Origin of the sequence: Bradyrhizobium tropiciagri (assembly GCF_001189845.1) — a bacterium.
Lineage (GTDB): Bacteria > Pseudomonadota > Alphaproteobacteria > Rhizobiales > Xanthobacteraceae > Bradyrhizobium > Bradyrhizobium tropiciagri.
The window spans coordinates 55974-72446 of sequence record NZ_LFLZ01000033.1; the positions used below are offsets into that span (position 1 = coordinate 55974).

Sequence of the window (16473 nt, forward strand, 5' to 3'; positions counted from 1 at the left end):
GGCGGGATTTCATCATGTTTCTGGTAACCGGGGGCGCCGGTTTTATCGGCTCGAACGTCGTGGCCGCGTTGAATGACGCCGGGCACAGCGACGTCGCGGTCTGTGACATTCTTGGGCACGACGGCAAGTGGCGGAACCTGGCCAAGCGCCAGCTGGCCGACGTCGTTCCTCCCGCCGAGCTCGGCGGCTGGCTGAAGGGGCGGCGGCTTTCCGCCGTCATCCATCTCGGCGCCATCTCCGAGACCACCGCGACCGATGGCGATCTGGTGATCGAAACCAATTTCCGTCTTTCGATGCGGCTGCTCGACTGGTGCACCGCGAATGCCACGCCGTTCATCTATGCCTCGTCGGCGGCCACCTATGGCGACGGCGATCAGGGCTTTGACGACGACGCGTCGGTCGAGGCGCTGAAGCGGCTGCGGCCGATGAACCTGTACGGCTGGAGCAAGCAGCTGTTCGACCTTGCGGTCGCCGGGCGCGTCGCGAAGGGCGAGCCTATGCCGCCGCAATGGGCGGGGCTGAAATTCTTCAACGTGTTCGGCCCGAATGAATATCACAAGGGCTCGATGATGAGCGTGCTGGCGCGCCGCTTCGACGACATCAAAGCGGGCCGCGTCGTGCAGCTGTTCAAGTCGCATCGCGAGGGGATCGCCGACGGCGATCAGCGCCGCGACTTCATCTATGTCGACGACGTCGTGCGGGTGATGATGTGGCTGATCGCGACGCCGCGGGTCTCCGGCCTGTTCAATGTCGGCACCGGCAAGGCGCGCAGCTTCAAGGACCTGATCGTCTCGGCCTATGGCGCGCTCGGCCTTCCGCCGAACATTGAGTATGTCGACATGCCCGAGCAGATTCGCGGCAGCTACCAATACTTCACCGAGAGCGTCGTCGATCGTCTCGCGCACGCCGGATACAATGGCGGATTCACCCGCCTGGAAGACGCGGTCGGGGCCTATGTGAACGGCTTCCTCGATCGCGCGGATCGCTATCGCTAGAGCGGATGACGGTGACTGATGTTTGATTTTGAAGTGATCTCCCGTGCAATGTCCGGCCAGACCGTGCTCTGCGTCGGCGACCTCATGCTCGACGAGTTCGTCTATGGCGAGGTGTCGCGGATCTCACCGGAGGCGCCGGCGCCGGTGATCGCGGTCAGGCGCAGCGAGATCAATATCGGCGGCGCCGGCAATGTCGCGCGCAATATCGCCTCGCTCGGCGGGCGCTGCATTTTCGTCGGCCTGATCGGCGAGGATGCCGCAGGCACGATGCTATCGGAGGCGCTGGCGAAAGAGGCCGGCATCGAGGCCGTGCTGGTGCGCGACGCCGCGCGGCCGACCACGCGCAAGGTGCGCTTCGTCTCCGAGCAGTTCTCGACCCACATGCTGCGCTCCGATTGGGAGCTCGCCGCGCCGGCCACGCCGGCGGTCGAGCAGCAGCTGATCGACGCGATCCTGCCGCGTCTTGCGCAGGCCGACATCGTGCTGCTCTCGGATTATGCCAAGGGCGTGCTCACCGCGCGGGTGATCCGCAACGTGATCGACGCGGCGCGCCAGGCGAAAAAGCGCGTGATCGTCGATCCCAAGAGCGCCAACCTTGCGATCTATCGCGGCGCGACCGTCTTGACGCCGAACCGCAAGGAATTCGCCGAGGCGACCCGCAGCCGCGCCGACAGCCAGGACAGCATCGCGCAGGCCGCGCCCGATGCGATGTATCTCGCCGATTGCGAGGCAATGCTGGTGACGCAGGGCGAGCGCGGCATGACGCTGGTGACGCGGGAGGGCGGATCGATCCATGTGCCGGCGCTGCCGGTCAAGGTGCGCGACGTCTCCGGGGCCGGCGATACCGTTGCTGCGGCGCTGGCGCTCGCGCTCGCCGGCGGTGCCGACTGGGACGGCGCGCTACGGATCGCGAGTGCGGCGGCGGCGGTTGCGGTCGGCAAAACCGGCACCGCGATCGTCAGGTCCGCCGAATTGCGGCGAAGGATCCTGCCGCACGCTTTGCTCGCGGCCGAGGAGAAGATCGTTCCGGCCGGCGGCGATATCGATGCGTATCTCGAGGAATGGCGCCGGCAGGATTTGCGGATCGGCTTCACCAATGGCTGCTTCGACATCCTGCATCCCGGCCACGTCAAGGTGCTGACCGCCGCGCGCAGCGCATGTGACCGCCTGATCGTCGGATTGAACAGCGATGCCTCGGTGAAGCGGCTGAAGGGCGAGGGGCGTCCGGTGCAGAACGAGCGCGCCCGCGCCGAGGTGCTGGCGGCGCTGGAAGCCGTCGACCTCGTCGCGATCTTCGAGGAGGACACGCCGATCAACCTGATCACGAAGGTGCGGCCGAGCGTGCTGGTCAAGGGCGGCGACTACACCCGCGAGCAGGTGGTCGGCCACGAGATCGTCGAGGCCGCCGGCGGCGAGGTGGTGCTGGTCGAGATCCTGCCCGGCCACAGCACGACGTCGCTGGTTGTCCGGGCCCGCGAGGGCAAAGCGTGAGCGCAAGCATGGCCTCTTCAGTACCCACATCGACGTTGTCGCCTTGGCGCGATCCTGCCCGCTGGCAAACCGCGACCGATACGGTAGCGATCCTGATCGCGCTGTCGCTGCCATGGTCGACCTCGCTGGTCGGCATCTTCGGCGTAGTATTGCTGATCGCAATAGCGCCGACGGTCGACCTGAAGGCGTTTTGGGGATTGCTGAAGCGCCCGATCTGCTTGGCGCCGATCATGCTGTTCGGCCTTGCGCTGTTCGGCACGCTGTGGTCGGATGCGCCCTGGAACGCCAGACTCTACGCAGTTGGCCCAACGACGAAGCTCTTGGTGCTTCCGGTCCTACTCTATCATTTTCAGCGCTCGGAGCGTGGCAACTGGGTCTTTGTTGCCTTCCTCATATCCTGCACGCTACTGATGATGATGTCGTGGCTCATCCTGTTGTATCCCGGCCTCTCACTCAAACCGGTCGGCCACGCCGAGCGCGGCATCTTTGTTAAGGACTACATCAACCAGAGCCAGGAATTCACGTTATGCGCGGTAGCGCTAGTTTATCCAATCATCGGGCTATTGCGTGAAAAGCGTATTCTACCGGCCGCATTGCTTATCGCGGTTACTCTGAGCTTTTTCGCCAACATGGCATTCGTCGTGGTATCACGAACGGCACTGGTAACAGTTCCGATCATGTTTGCAGCTTCTGGATTGCTGCATTTGCGCTGGCGGAGTGTTATCGCCATCCTGTGTGCCATTGCCGCGCTGGCTGCGATCTCTTGGTATGCCTCGCCGCAATTGCGATGGACCGCCGAGAAATTCACTCGCGAGTATGAACTCTACAAGCAACAAGATGCTCCGACCTCTATCGGGCTAAGGCTTGAGTTCTGGAAGAAGTCGCTCGGGTTCTTTGTGGAGGCGCCTTTGATCGGTCACGGGACCGGATCGACGCGTGGACTGTTCGAAAGCGTTGCGACGGGTGGTCCGAGCATGGCGTCGGGCGAAGTGATCGGAAATCCCCACAATCAAACGCTGAACGTCGCTGTGCAGTGGGGGCTTGTTGGCATTATAATATTATACGCGATGTGGGCGCTTCACTTCCTTCTTTTTCGGGGCGGAGGGTTAGCTAGTTGTGTTGGAATTCTTGCCGTTGTGCAGAATGTCTCTACTTCCTTGTTTAATTCACATATCTTCGATTTTCACGAAGGGTGGATGTACGTGTTGGCCGTTGGAGTTGCGGGCGGAATCGCGCTGAAAGGAGAAAGGACCGGACTAGAACTTGATTCTGACGCCGTTCCATGATCGCTGGCACACCGTCCTAGAGATGCTCTAAGCAGCCTGCGCTTGTCCAGTTGCGCCCCTGCGGTTGTTAGCTAACCCGTCCGTTAGATGGCGGCTTCACTCTGCGCAACTTCCTAATTCTAGTTCCCGATGCGCTCGTGGCAGCACTTGCGCTGCTGGCGAGCCTTTATCTAGTTTCGAGGGGCGTCCTTCTAGCCATGGTGCGCGTTCTGCTCATGCTCTTCAGTGCAGCGATCTACTGCAAAAATCGCGATTTACGTCGCGGCCTGATGCAATGAGTATCTTCCGCGTCGCAGTCGTATTAATCCGACAATGCCGCGTCCGTGGGGTTGGTGGGACGGGTCACCGATGCCGAAATTGGGCTGCGCGGCATCTGAACACTGTGCCATCGAGCGTCTCTGGCCAGTTGGTGTATTTTTGCCGTCGAATGCCGACTGTGGCCAATTAATTCGTGGCATCCGAGTAGTTGGCTGTATCGATGACCTAGAATCCTCGCTTCTGAACTTCGTGAGACGTCGGAGGGCGATCAAGCGCGCAATTATGGCGCCATCGCCTTCGAGCCGGAAGCGCATAGCTAGGCGCTCTCCGTCGTTAGAAAGGGGCGACGCACCGTGCCTGACCGGCATTGCTACAGAGCAACTGCTGCTGCTGCGTCGAGCGAAAGGATTGATCACGCTCCGCTCGAGACCTTGGTGAAAAGCGGGTTAGTCATCATGGCTTGGTGGCGGAACGGCGATTGGTGCTGAAACCTGCGATCGTGTTGCGACATTCGGTGCGGTGCGGCCTTTTGGTGATCGAGAATTCAGAGTCTGCGCTTTGTAGTGCGCGGGGGGCTGGTGCAGCTATTGAGTTGATCGCGGACATCAGAGGTCGCGACCGCGTCGCACGCTGTCGATGATTGATTTTAAGCCGATCATTGTTTTCACGCTGCAGCACTCAAGCGCTTCCCTATTCTTGAGCGTGACTGGAGCGAAGTTGCCAAGAGAAGCATCTTTGGTACGGGGAACGTTGCCGATGCATCGTTCGCGGCGACGTGATGTTGATCTCGACTGAGAAAGGAATCGAGCCAGTATGGATATTGGGCCTAACTAAGCATCTGCTGAGATATATCGACAAGCGTTGGCGGATGCGTTCAAGCGTGTGATTGATCGAATTACTGTTTGCTAGTCAGTCAACCTTGGGACTCTTGGGTTTTGGGCCGCTAAGCCCAGCCAGCTATCGATGTCGATGCCGCGCAAGTGGATTTCAGCGTTGAAGGCGCGATCGATAAAGACGACCTCGCGACCGCACGATCTCTGCTACACGATGCTACGTCAGAGTTCGGATCGACTGCGGCCTGACATTCGTCGCTTCAATTTGAACAGTCGCTTTTATCGATCTCCGTTGCGGAATAGCTCATTTTTGCAAGATAATCGGAATCTTGAGAAATTGTGCAAGCACGTACTGCTGCTGGCAAGCTCGCCGAATTCAGGCGGGCTTTCGTGGTATTCAAGTTGGTGGCGGTCGCGAGAATCGGGACAACTGCACAGCGACCGCAAGCGCGCCCACCAACAGCAGGAGTATGTTCGCGATCGTGGAATCAAAGGCAATCGACGTAAGCGCAAGTAGGGCGAGCACGACGTTTAGCCCAAAGACCTCGCCAACGACCCGCCGCACCGTGAGGCCATTGTCCGTCGCTCGCTGATAGAAGTGCGAGCGGTGCGCGACCCAAAACGGCTCACGCCGCGCCATGCGGCGGAGCAGCGTCACGGTCGCATCAGCCAGATAATAAAGCGGCAACAGCAGCGCGGCAGCGACTTGCCCGCGGAAGGCAAGCTCCAGGAGGCACCAGCCAACCAACAAGCCGATCGGCAGGCTGCCGACGTCGCCAAGAAATATCCTGGCGACCGGCCGGTTGGATGGAGCGAACCCAAGCAGAGCCCCGCATAGTGCCGCCGCAACCAACCCCGCGGCTGCCGGGACATGATTAGAGCAGCCGAGCAGAGCGATTACCAGCGTGATCGGCACGGCCTCGGCCGCCGTCATCAGGTCGAGCCCGTCCATAAAGTTGACAAGATTGACGAACCACAGGCCAGCCACCACGAGCAGGCCGCGCTCGAGCCAGAACGGGCAGCCCGAGATGATCTTAAGATTGGAAGGTGCGGCGAACACCACGGCTGCGACGGCCGTGGCCTGCAGCAGCAATCGCGGCGCGACCGGCAGTGGACGAATGTCATCGACAAAGCCGACGACCGCAATGAACAGGCTGGCTCCGAACACGATCAAGGGAATCGTCAGGTCGGGTGCACCGGCCATAACAATCGCGGCTCCGGCCGCGAACAGCGTGGCCGCTGTGACAGCGATGCCTGCGCCCTGCGGTGTCGGAATGCGATGTGACGAGCGCGCGTTCGGCTTCGCCAACGCCACGCGCAGCAGCAGCGGCCGCGTTACCTGGATCAGGAAGGCGGAGATCGCCGCAGCGAGGCCCATTGCGATGAAGGACAGGAGAATTTCGAAACTGCTCATATGATCAGCTATTGTGCTCCGGGCACTACGATCGGTTCCGCACCCTTGACGGCCTTTTCCGGGCTCAGGATCCATACCAGCCCGCCAAACACGCCGACCACGAACGACACCGCGCCGAACAGCAGCGAGATGTTGACGCCCTCATTGGCGATCAATCCGGCATAGCCGAAGGCCAGCGCCATCGTGGCTTCGCGCACGCCCCAACCGGCGATCGAGATCGGCATCATCGTGATCAGCATCACCGGCGGCAACAATTGGAAGATATCGCCGAACGTGACCGGGGCCGTGATCGACTTCACCACGCACCAGCCGATCACAACGGTTACCACGTGGATGGCGATCGAAAGCGTTGCGACCCTCAATCCATGCTCGCGGCTGAACAGCACCCGGTTCGCGATGACCGCGCAGGCGTGGATGTGATGCGTCGCCCACCATTGCTTGAGCCACGGCCACGGCAACACGCCGATCAGCAGAAAGCCAAATCCGGCTGCGAGTGCGGCGAGGTCGAGCAGCAGCAATGCCGTCCAGCCGTGGGAATCGGAAATCAGCCGATAGCTCCAGGGCAGGGTGGCGGCGATCACGATGGCGAGCGCGATCAGTCCGACCGCGCGGTCGACGAAGATCGAATAGGTGGCGGCCCGCCAGCCCGCCCCGGCGCGGGCGACCAGCCAGAGCCGCACGGCGTCGCCGCCGATCGAGGACGGCAGGGTCTGGTTGAAGAAGGTGCCGATCACGTTGAAGCGCATCGCCTGCGCGGTCTCCAGCGGTGCGCCGCACTCGACGCTGATCTCGCGCCAGCGTAGCACCCCGAGAAAGATCTGCAGGAAGGTGACCGCAATCGCGAGGCCGAGCCAGCCCAGGCTCTCGACCTGGATGCGGGAGGCCAGATCGTACAGATTGACCTTGCGCAGCGAGAAATAGAGCAGCGCGGCTGAGATCAGGATCTTGACGGCGGAAAGCAGGATTCGGCGCATCTCGCTCGCGCTACCAGGTTTCGGAATGTGTCAAAAACAGCGCAAAACGCTTTCGCGCGCCCAAATTCGTCGCCTTGGTATGGTTTCCAGACCGATCTGGCAATAGCCGTGCGGGTCCCTATTGCGGCAAGCTTGACCGGGCGGCTAAAGAGGCGGGAAGGAAGGGGCAAGGCGCTCACCGGGGGGCACAATACCGGTAAAATTCGACCGGGCGCCCAGGGGCGCGTGGTCCTGGTCTCTGATAGCGTCCACCGGGCAACAGGGCTGTCGGCCGCGGCAGCCGGTGCGTAATTTTGATGGGGCAACCGCGGTCACGACAGGACTTGAGGCATCGATGAACGGACGAATTATTCCCCTGATCATGTGTGGCGGCGCAGGCACGCGACTTTGGCCGGCGTCACGCGAGGTGCATCCGAAGCAGTTCCTGTCGCTGTTCGGGGCGCGCTCGACCTTCCAGGAGACGCTGCTGCGGGTCTCCGATGCCGGCCTGTTCGAACGGCCGATCGTGATCACCAACGAGGCCTATCGCTTCATGGTGCTGGAGCAGCTGGCCGAGATCGGCCGCGAGGCCGACGTGCTGCTCGAGCCGATGCGCCGCGACTCCGGGCCGGCCATTGCAGCCGGTGCGGCATTCGCGCAGAGCCGTGACGGCGAAGCGATCGTGCTGGCGCTTGCCGCCGACCATCTGGTGCGCGACACGCCGGCCTTCGTTGCGGCGTGCCGCGGCGGGTTGGTGGCTGCTGAAGCCGGCCGCATCGTAACCTTCGGCGTCAAGCCGGAACGACCCGCCACCGAATACGGCTACATCAGCCCCGGTGAGGTAGTCGCCGGCGAGGTGCGCGCGGTGGCAAAATTCGTCGAGAAGCCGGATGCCGCGACGGCGGCAGGCTATATCGATGCGGGTTACCTTTGGAATAGCGGCAACTTCATGTTCCGCGCCAGCGTGCTGCTCGACGAGTATCGCAACGTCGATGCGGACAGCATTGCCTCGGTGGAGCAGTCGGTTGCGTCGGCGACGCGCGATCTCGGCTTCGTCAAGCTCGATGCATCGGCATTCGCCGCGGCAAAGGCGATCTCGATCGACTACGCCGTGATGGAGAAGACCGCTCATGCCGCGGTGGTGCCGGTGGCGTGCGGCTGGTCCGACATCGGCTCGTGGCGTCAGGTCTGGGAGCTGTCCGACAAGGACAGCCTCGGCAATGCGGCGCGCGGTGCGGCGGTGTTCGAGGACTCTCGCAATTGCAACGTCGCGACCGACCGGGCGCTGGTCGCGCTCGAAGGCGTCGACGATCTCGTCGTGGTCGCGACCCAGGACGCCGTGCTGGTGTCGCGCCAGAGGGACGCCAACGGGCTGAAGCGGCTGGTCGCGAAACTGAAGGTCGCCGCGCCCGAGGTCACCGAAAACCACATCAAGGTGCATCGCCCCTGGGGCTCCTATCAGTCGGTCGACAATGGCGACCGCCACCAGGTCAAGCGCATCATCGTCAAGCCGGGCGGGCGGCTGTCGCTGCAGAAGCACCATCACCGCTCCGAGCACTGGATCGTGGTGCGCGGCACCGCGCAGGTCACCGTCAACGAGCTGATCAAGACGGTGCACGAGAACGAGTCGATCTATATCCCGATCGGCGCGGTGCATCGGCTGGAGAACCCCGGCAAGATCCAGCTCGAGCTGATCGAGGTGCAGACCGGCAGCTATCTCGGCGAGGACGACATCATCCGTATCGAGGATGACTATCGGCGCAGCTGAGGGAGCTGGTTCCCGCGCGAATCTTCGGGCGCGGGGCGATGTAACTCTTTGAATCAAAACGTGTCCGGATTTCGTCCTTGGCGTTCGCCACATTTGTGACGCCCGTGCTATAGCGGCTGCCAAGGAAGCGGGGTGATTTGCGCCAAAAGGCGCAGATCGGGAAGAGGGCCTCGGTGCTAATTCCTTTGGAGTCGGGTGGCTCCCTGAGAGCCGGGGACAACCGGCAGAACGCTACTTGGGGTCTACGATATGAATGCAAAAGTGCCCGCAGCCGGCGCGAAGGCCGATATCGGCCGCGCATTGCGCATAGGTGTGATCGGCGCCGGCGTGATGGGCAGTAACCATGCCCGTGTGCTGGCTGGACTGCCCGGCGTGCTGCTGATCGGCATCGTCGATCCGCTCCCGGAGCACCGCGCGCGTGCCATTGACCTCGTTGGCTGCCGCGCCTTCGAAAGCCTCGATCAGCTGCTTGCCGAAGGCATCGACGCGGTGACGATCGCAGCTCCCACCCATCTGCATCACGAGATCGCGCTCGCCTGCATCGCGCGCAACGTCCATATCCTGGTCGAAAAGCCGGTCGCATCCACGGTTGAAGAGGGCCGCGAGATCGTTGCGGCCGCCGAGCGTGCCGGCGTCACGCTGATGGTCGGCCATGTCGAGCGTTTCAATCCGGCGGTTGCCGCGATCAAGCAGGCGATCTCGGGCGAGGACATTTTGTCGATCGGCATCACCCGGGTTGGCCCGTTCCCGCCGCGGATGTCCAATGTCGGCGTCGTGATCGATCTCGCCGTGCACGACATCGATCTGATTCGCTGGTTCACCGAGTCCGATATTGTCGAGGTGCAGCCGCAGCTCTCCAGCGCGGTCGCCGAGCGCGAGGACATCGCGCTGCTGCAATTCCGCACCGCCTCCGGCGTGCTCGCCCACATCAACACCAACTGGCTGACGCCGTTCAAGGCGCGCAACGTTACCGTCGCGACCCGTGGCAAGTATGTGATGGGCGACCTGCTGACGCGCCAGGTTACCGAATGTTTCGGCTTCAAGCCCGACGGAAGCTACTCGATGCGTCATCTGCCGGTTGGTCACGACGAGCCGTTGCGCGCCGAACTGATCGCCTTCCTCGATGCAGTGCGTAGCGGCAAGCTGCCGGCGGTGTCCGGCGACGAAGGCGTCGCCAGCCTCGAGATCGCGATCCGCTGCCTGGAATCGCCCGCACGGCCTGCCGCCTCGACGATCCGCAAGGGGCCGCGCCGCGTCGCCGGCTGAATGTAATCCGAAACCACGCGCGAAGAGCTTCATGAACCAGCACATGTGTCCAGAGCCCGTTTCCTTCATCGACATCGCCGCGCAGCGCCAGCGGCTGGGCAAATCGGTCGATGATGCGGTCGCCCGCGTGCTCAACCATTGCCAGTTCATCAACGGCCCGGAAGTGACCGCGCTGGAGCAGGCGCTGGCAGATTACAGCGGCGCCAAGCACGTCGTGACCTGCGCGAGCGGCACTGATGCGCTGCTGATGGTGCTGATGGCGAAGAATGTCGGGCCGGGCGACGCCGTGCTGTGTCCGTCTTTCACCTTCTGCGCGACCGGCGAGGCGGTGGCGCTCACCGGTGCGACGCCTGTCTTCGTCGACGTCGACGAGGCGACCTTCAATATCGACGTCAACTCGCTCAAGCGCGGGATCGCCACCGCGCGGGCGCGCGGCCTGAAGCCGGTTAGCGTCATTCCGGTGGATCTGTTCGGCCAGTGCGCCGATCACGATGCGGTGGCTGCGGTTGCCGAGGCTGAAGGCCTGTTCGTGCTCGATGACGCCGCCCAGGGGTTTGGCGCCAGCTACAAGGGCCGCAAGCTCGGCACCTTCGGGCTCGCGACCGCGACCAGCTTCTTTCCGGCAAAGCCGCTCGGCTGTTTCGGCGATGGCGGCGCCGTCTTCACCAATGATGACGAGCTTGCGAACACGCTGCGAAGCATCCGCGTGCACGGTCAGGGCACGGACAAATACGACAATGTCCGCTTCGGCCTCACCGGACGGCTCGATACCATGCAGGCCGCCATCCTGCTCGAAAAGCTGAAGATTTTCGACGACGAGATCGTGGCGCGCAATCAGGTGGCGGAGCGCTATGCGCGCGGGCTCGGCAACATCGTGACCGTGCCGCGGCTCGCCTCCGGCTGCACCTCGGTCTGGGCGCAATACACCATTCGCTTGCCGAAGGGGACCAACCGCGATGCCTTCGCCGCAGCGCTGAAGGCGCAGGGCGTCCCGACGGCAATCTACTACACGAAGTCGATGCACCAGCAGACGGCCTACCGCGACTTCCCGGTCGCCGACGGCGGCCTGCCGGTAAGTGAAAGCCTCTCGGACGACGTTATCAGCCTGCCGATGCACGCCTATCTCGACGAGGCGGCGCTGGATCGCGTCATCGCGGCTGTGCGCAGCGCGCTTTCGGCCTGATACGAAACTTTTTCGTAACGCAATCATGCGCTAGAAGCAGCGCATGCTTGGGCGCATCTTCACCGTCGGCGGCTATACCCTGCTATCACGGGCCACCGGGTTCGCACGCGACATCATGCTCGCGGCGATCCTCGGTGCCGGGCCGGTCGCCGACGCTTTCTTCGTTGCGCTGCGGCTGCCCAATCATTTCCGTGCGATCTTTGCCGAAGGCGCCTTCAACGCCGCCTTCGTGCCGGCCTATGCCCATGTCCATGGCGAACGGGGCGAAGCGTCGGCGCGGCTGTTCGCCGACCGCATCTTCACGCTGCTGTTCGCCTCGCAGGTGATCCTGCTTGTCGTGGCGATGGCGTTCATGCCGCAGGCGATGAGCATTCTCGCGCCGGGCTTCACCGACGATGCTTCGCAGCGCAAGCTCGCGATCGAGCTGACGCGGATCACCTTTCCCTATCTGCTGCTGATCACGCTGGTGACGCTCTATGGCGGCATGCTCAACGTGATGCATCGCTTCGCCAGCGCCGCCGCGGCGCCGATCTTCCTCAACCTTGCGATGATGATGACGCTGGCGCTTGCGGCGTTCTTCCCCAGCGCTGGTCATGCCGCGGCCTGGGGCGTCCTGATCTCGGGCTTCCTGCAATTTGCCCTGCTCGCAGGCGACCTCGCGCGCCACGGCGGCCTGCCGCGGTTTGCGCCGCTGAGGCTCGACGAGGACGTCCGCGCCTTCTTCCGCGCGTTGGGGCCGGCAACCTTGGGTTCGATGGGCACCCAGGTCGCGCTGTTTGCCGACACCATCATCGCAACCTTCCTCCCCGCAGGCGCGCTGTCGGCGCTGTACTATGCCGACCGCCTCAACCAATTGCCGATCGGCGTGATCGGGATCGCGATCGGCACCGTGCTGCTGCCGGAGATGTCGCGGCGCCTGACCGCCGACGATCACGCTGGCGCCATGGCCGCGCAGCGCCGCGCCTTCGATTTCACGCTGCTGTTCTCGGTGCCGTTCGTGGCAGCGTTCCTGACGGTCGCCGATCCGATCATGCGCGCGATGTTCGCCCGCGGCGCGTTCTCGAAGGCCGATGCCGCGAGCGCGGGCGCGACGCTCGCGGCCTATGCGGTTGGGCTCATTCCCTTCGTGATGATCCGCAGCGCGGTTGCGACTTTCTATGCCCGCAAGGATACAGCAACCCCGGTGAAGGCGGCGCTGACCGGGGTCGCGGTCAACGTCGCGCTGAAGATCGCGCTGGTCGGCACGCTGGCGCAGGTTGGGCTCGCGCTGGCGACCGCGGTCGGTGCCTGGGTCAACCTGCTGCTGGTGCTGATGTTCGCCGTGCGCCGCGGCTATCTCGCGCTCGATCGCGCGCTGATCCGCTCGTTCGGCACCTTTGCGCTGTGCGGCGTGCTGCTCGCGCTCGCGCTGTGGCTGACCTCGCATTTCGCCTATGTGTGGTTCGCGCCGATGCAGCACTTCCGCGACGAGATGATCCTGCTGCTGCTGATTGCGGTCGGCGTCTTCGTCTACGCCCTGCTGATCCTCACATTGTTCGGCCGCGGCTGGCTGTTCGCACTGCGGCGCGTATAGATTTCTTTAATCTTGTCAATCGCTTGGAATAATGCCCGAATGCATTGGGGCAATCGTGCCCGAACGCCTTCGGTTGCATCACACATGGTTCCATTTCTCGAGCGCATGGAGCAGGCCACCAACGTCCTCATCGCAGGCTGTGGCGGGGGCTTCGACGTGTTCGCTGGTGTGCCCCTGGCGGAGCGCCTTTGGTCGCGCGGCAAGCACGTGGTGTTCGGGAATTTCTCGTTCACCAATCTCTGGCTTTGCGGTGGCGAGCGCATCAATTCGACCACATGGCGGGTCGATCGGAGCTCTGCCGAAATTCCATACTTCCCGGAAAAATGGCTGGCGGAATGGTTGGCGACGCGTGGGCGCGCGGTCCCGATCTACGCCTTCGCTAAGAGTGGCGTGCGGCCACTGGCGGCCAGCTACCGCTGGGTCATCGAGCAACACCAGATTGATCTGGTTGTGCTGGTCGATGGCGGTACCGACAGCATTATTTTCGGCGACGAGCCCGGACTCGGTACCATCATCGAGGATGCGGTATCGATCGTCGCTGCGCAGGATGCCACCGAGGGGAGGGCGCTTCTCGCCGCGATCGGTTTCGGGATTGATCATTTCCATGGCGTCTCACACCACGCCTTCCTTGAGAACGTCGCGCAATTGACGGCTGATAGGGGATTTCTCGGTGCCTTTTCCCTGTCGTCTGGAACGGTGGAAGGGGCGGCGTTTCTCGATCTGGTCGACTATGCCAACCAACGCCAGCCCGCTCATCCGAGCATCGTCTGCAATTCGATCGCAAGCGCCGTGCGTGGTGAGTTCGGAAACTATCATGCCACCAATCGCACCAGCGGCAGCGATCTGTTCATCAACCCGCTGATGTCTCAGTATTGGACCTTCGCGACGTCGCACCTCGTCCGACGGATGGCCTACGCAGACGGTCTCATGGAGACGGATCGGATGGAGGAGGCCAGGCGGGCGGTCGAGCAGTACCGGCAGACCATCGACCCGAGGCCGTTCCGCCCGATCCCGCTATAGTGATCGAGGCCCGCTCCGCAAGGGGCAAAACGCCCCCAGAAAGCCGTTTGCGCTTCGCGGACAACCACGCCAATATGCGCAAAACACACCAAGGCAATTGGAGAGACGATGGCAGCTCCCATCAAATTCGGCGTCGGACAAAGTGTGCGGCGCAAGGAGGATGACGCTCTGATTCGCGGCAAGGGCCGCTATACCGACGACGTCGCACCGTCTCCCGCATTGCACGCGTTGATGCTGCGCTCGCCGCATGCGCACGCCACCTACACCATCGACGCCGGCAAGGCCCGCGGCATGCCCGGCGTGGCGCTGATCCTGACCGCGGCCGATGTCGCCGAGCTCGGCGGCCTGCCGTGCCTGTTCAATCTCGAGACCGATCCATTCATCGCGCCGCCTTATCCGATCCTCGCCAAGGATGAAGTGCGCCATGTCGGCGACGCCATCGCCTTTGTGGTCGCCGATACCGTCGATCATGCGCGCGACGCGATCGAGGCGATCGACGTCAAATGGACGCCGCTGCCGGCGGTGGCGGGCCTTATCAATGCGGTGAAGAAGGACTCGCCGCAGGTTTGGCCGGACAAGCCCGGCAATGTGCTGTTTGACGTCTCGATCGGCGACAAGGGCGCCGCCGAGGCCGCATTCGCCAAGGCGCATGCGGTGGCCGAGATCACCATCGTCAATCCGCGCGTCATCACCAATTTCATGGAGACGCGCGCAGCGGTTGCCGAATACGACGCCAAGAGGGATCACCTGACGCTGACGATCGGCAGCCAGGGCAGCCATCGCCTGCGCGAGATCCTCTGCGACATGATCCTGAAGATGCCGAAGGAGAACATGCGGGTGATCTGCCCGGATGTCGGCGGCGGCTTCGGCACCAAGCTGTTTCCCTATCGCGAATATGCGCTGATCTCGGTCGCGGCGCGCAAGCTCAAGAAGTCCGTCAAATGGACCGCCGAGCGCTCCGACCATTTCATGGGCGACGCGCAGGGCCGCGACAATCTCACCACCGCGAAGATGGCGCTCGCCGAGGACGGCAAATTCCTCGGCATGGATGTCGACCTGATGGGCGACATGGGCGCCTATCTCTCGACCTTCGCGCCCTATATCCCGCATGGCGGCGCAGGCATGCTGCCGGGCCTCTATGACATCCAGGCCTTCCATTGCCGCGTCCGTACCGTGTTCACCAACACCGTGCCGGTCGATGCCTATCGCGGCGCCGGCCGCCCGGAGGCCGCCTATGTGATCGAGCGGCTGGTCGACGCGGCCGCGCGCAAGCTCGGCATGACGCCCGACGCCATCAGGCGGAAGAACTTCATTCCGCCGAAGTCGCTGCCGTACACGACCGCGACCGGCAAGGTCTACGATTCCGGTGACTTCGTCGCGCACATGAAGCGCGCGATGGAGATCGCCAACTGGAAGGAGTTTCCAAAGCGCGCCAAGGCGGCCAAGAAGGACGGCCTGGTGCGGGGCATCGGCATGGCGAGCTATGTCGAGGTCTGCGGCACCATGGGCGAGGAGACCGCCAATGTGGCGCTCGATCCCAATGGCGACATCTCGATCCTGATCGGCACGCAGTCGAGCGGGCAGGGCCACCAGACCGCTTACGCGCAGATCGTCGCCGAGCAGTTCGGCGTGCCGCCCGAGCGGGTCCATGTGCTGCAGGGCGACACCGACAAGATCGCGACCGGCCTCGGCACCGGCGGCTCGGCATCGATCCCGTCCGGCGGCGTCAGCGTGCAGCGCGCGACGCACGAGCTCGGCAACAAGCTGAAGGAACTCGCGGCGCAGGCGCTGGAAGCCGGCACCGGCGACCTCGAAATATCCGACGGCCGCATCCGCATCGCCGGCACCGACCGTTCGGTCAGCTTTGCCGATCTCGCCAAGCGTCCGGGCGGCGACACATCGAAGATGAATGCGAGCGCGACCTTCGCCAGCGCCGACGGCACCTATCCGAACGGCACGCATCTCGCCGAGGTCGAGATTGATCCCTCAACCGGCATCATCAAGATCGTCAGCTACGTCATCGTCGACGATTTCGGCGTCACGCTCAATCCGCTGATGCTCGCGGGCCAGGTTCATGGCGGCGCGATGCAGGGCATCGGGCAGGCGCTGATGGAGCAGGCGGTCTACAGCCAGACCGACGGCCAGCTCGTCACCGGCACCTTCATGGATTATGCGATGCCGCGTGCTTCGGACGGGCCGTCCTTCGTGTTCGAGACCCACAATGTTCCCTGCACGACCAATCCAATGGGCGTGAAGGGCGCAGGCGAGGCCGGCGCGATCGGCTCATGCCCGGCGGTCGTCAACGCGATCGTCGAGGGGCTGCATCGCGAGTTCGGGATCGACCACATCGATATGCCGGCGACGCCGGAGCGGGTCTGGATCGCGATCCGCGAGGCGCAGCGCCGCCATACTCTCTGATAAATTGTCGCAGGC

General features: G+C 63.3%; 12 protein-coding genes. 10 read left to right on the forward strand and 2 right to left on the reverse strand.

Features of this window, described 5'->3' with window-relative positions:
- The first annotated feature begins 14 nt into the window (after positions 1-14).
- The 4 genes from rfaD (at position 15) to AKN84_RS50765 (ending at position 4809) form a co-directional block, all read left to right on the forward strand.
- Entirely contained in the window at positions 15-995 is a 981-nt protein-coding gene (rfaD, locus tag AKN84_RS24600; protein ID WP_050423172.1) for an ADP-glyceromanno-heptose 6-epimerase, read from the forward strand.
- An 18-nt stretch (positions 996-1013) separates the two neighbouring features.
- Positions 1014-2486, forward strand: coding sequence for a D-glycero-beta-D-manno-heptose-7-phosphate kinase (rfaE1, locus tag AKN84_RS24605; RefSeq protein ID WP_050423173.1), 1473 nt, complete (start codon positions 1014-1016; stop codon positions 2484-2486).
- 8 nt (positions 2487-2494) lie between these two features.
- Entirely contained in the window at positions 2495-3772 is a 1278-nt protein-coding gene (locus AKN84_RS24610) for an O-antigen ligase family protein (RefSeq protein WP_050423174.1), read from the forward strand.
- Between the two features lie 950 nt (positions 3773-4722).
- Positions 4723-4809, forward strand: a complete 87-nt coding sequence (locus AKN84_RS50765) for a hypothetical protein (protein WP_430649928.1) — start codon at positions 4723-4725, stop codon at positions 4807-4809.
- 451 nt (positions 4810-5260) lie between these two features.
- Here the strand turns inward: AKN84_RS50765 and AKN84_RS24615 are convergent, their stop codons facing one another.
- Complete coding sequence (locus tag AKN84_RS24615) at positions 5261-6277, reverse strand: MraY family glycosyltransferase (protein ID WP_128971125.1); 1017 nt, start codon at positions 6275-6277, stop codon at positions 5261-5263.
- 8 nt (positions 6278-6285) lie between these two features.
- Positions 6286-7251 carry a lysylphosphatidylglycerol synthase transmembrane domain-containing protein gene (locus AKN84_RS24620; RefSeq protein WP_050423175.1) on the reverse strand — a complete coding sequence of 322 codons (966 nt, stop codon included), beginning with the start codon at positions 7249-7251 and terminating at the stop codon, positions 6286-6288.
- 334 nt (positions 7252-7585) lie between these two features.
- Here AKN84_RS24620 and AKN84_RS24625 point away from each other — a divergent pair, with 334 nt between their 5' ends.
- The 6 genes from AKN84_RS24625 to AKN84_RS24650 all read left to right on the forward strand — a co-directional run bounded on the left by AKN84_RS24625 (position 7586) and on the right by AKN84_RS24650 (position 16458).
- A complete protein-coding gene (locus tag AKN84_RS24625) occupies positions 7586-8998 on the forward strand; it encodes a mannose-1-phosphate guanylyltransferase/mannose-6-phosphate isomerase (RefSeq protein ID WP_050423176.1) in 1413 nt (470 codons plus the stop codon).
- A gap of 249 nt (positions 8999-9247) precedes the next feature.
- Positions 9248-10264: a Gfo/Idh/MocA family protein gene (locus tag AKN84_RS24630; protein ID WP_050423177.1), complete on the forward strand. Its 1017-nt coding sequence runs from the start codon at positions 9248-9250 to the stop codon at positions 10262-10264.
- Positions 10265-10295: 31 nt separating this feature from the next.
- Positions 10296-11447 carry a DegT/DnrJ/EryC1/StrS family aminotransferase gene (locus tag AKN84_RS24635; RefSeq protein WP_050423178.1) on the forward strand — a complete coding sequence of 384 codons (1152 nt, stop codon included), beginning with the start codon at positions 10296-10298 and terminating at the stop codon, positions 11445-11447.
- 43 nt (positions 11448-11490) lie between these two features.
- Positions 11491-13020, forward strand: coding sequence for a murein biosynthesis integral membrane protein MurJ (murJ, locus tag AKN84_RS24640; RefSeq protein WP_050423179.1), 1530 nt, complete (start codon positions 11491-11493; stop codon positions 13018-13020).
- A gap of 84 nt (positions 13021-13104) precedes the next feature.
- The gene (locus AKN84_RS24645; protein ID WP_050423180.1) at positions 13105-14040 is read left to right on the forward strand and encodes a DUF1152 domain-containing protein; all 936 of its coding nucleotides are present in this window, start codon (positions 13105-13107) and stop codon (positions 14038-14040) included.
- Positions 14041-14148: 108 nt separating this feature from the next.
- Entirely contained in the window at positions 14149-16458 is a 2310-nt protein-coding gene (locus tag AKN84_RS24650) for a xanthine dehydrogenase family protein molybdopterin-binding subunit (RefSeq protein WP_050423181.1), read from the forward strand.
- The last annotated feature ends 15 nt before the right edge of the window (positions 16459-16473 follow it).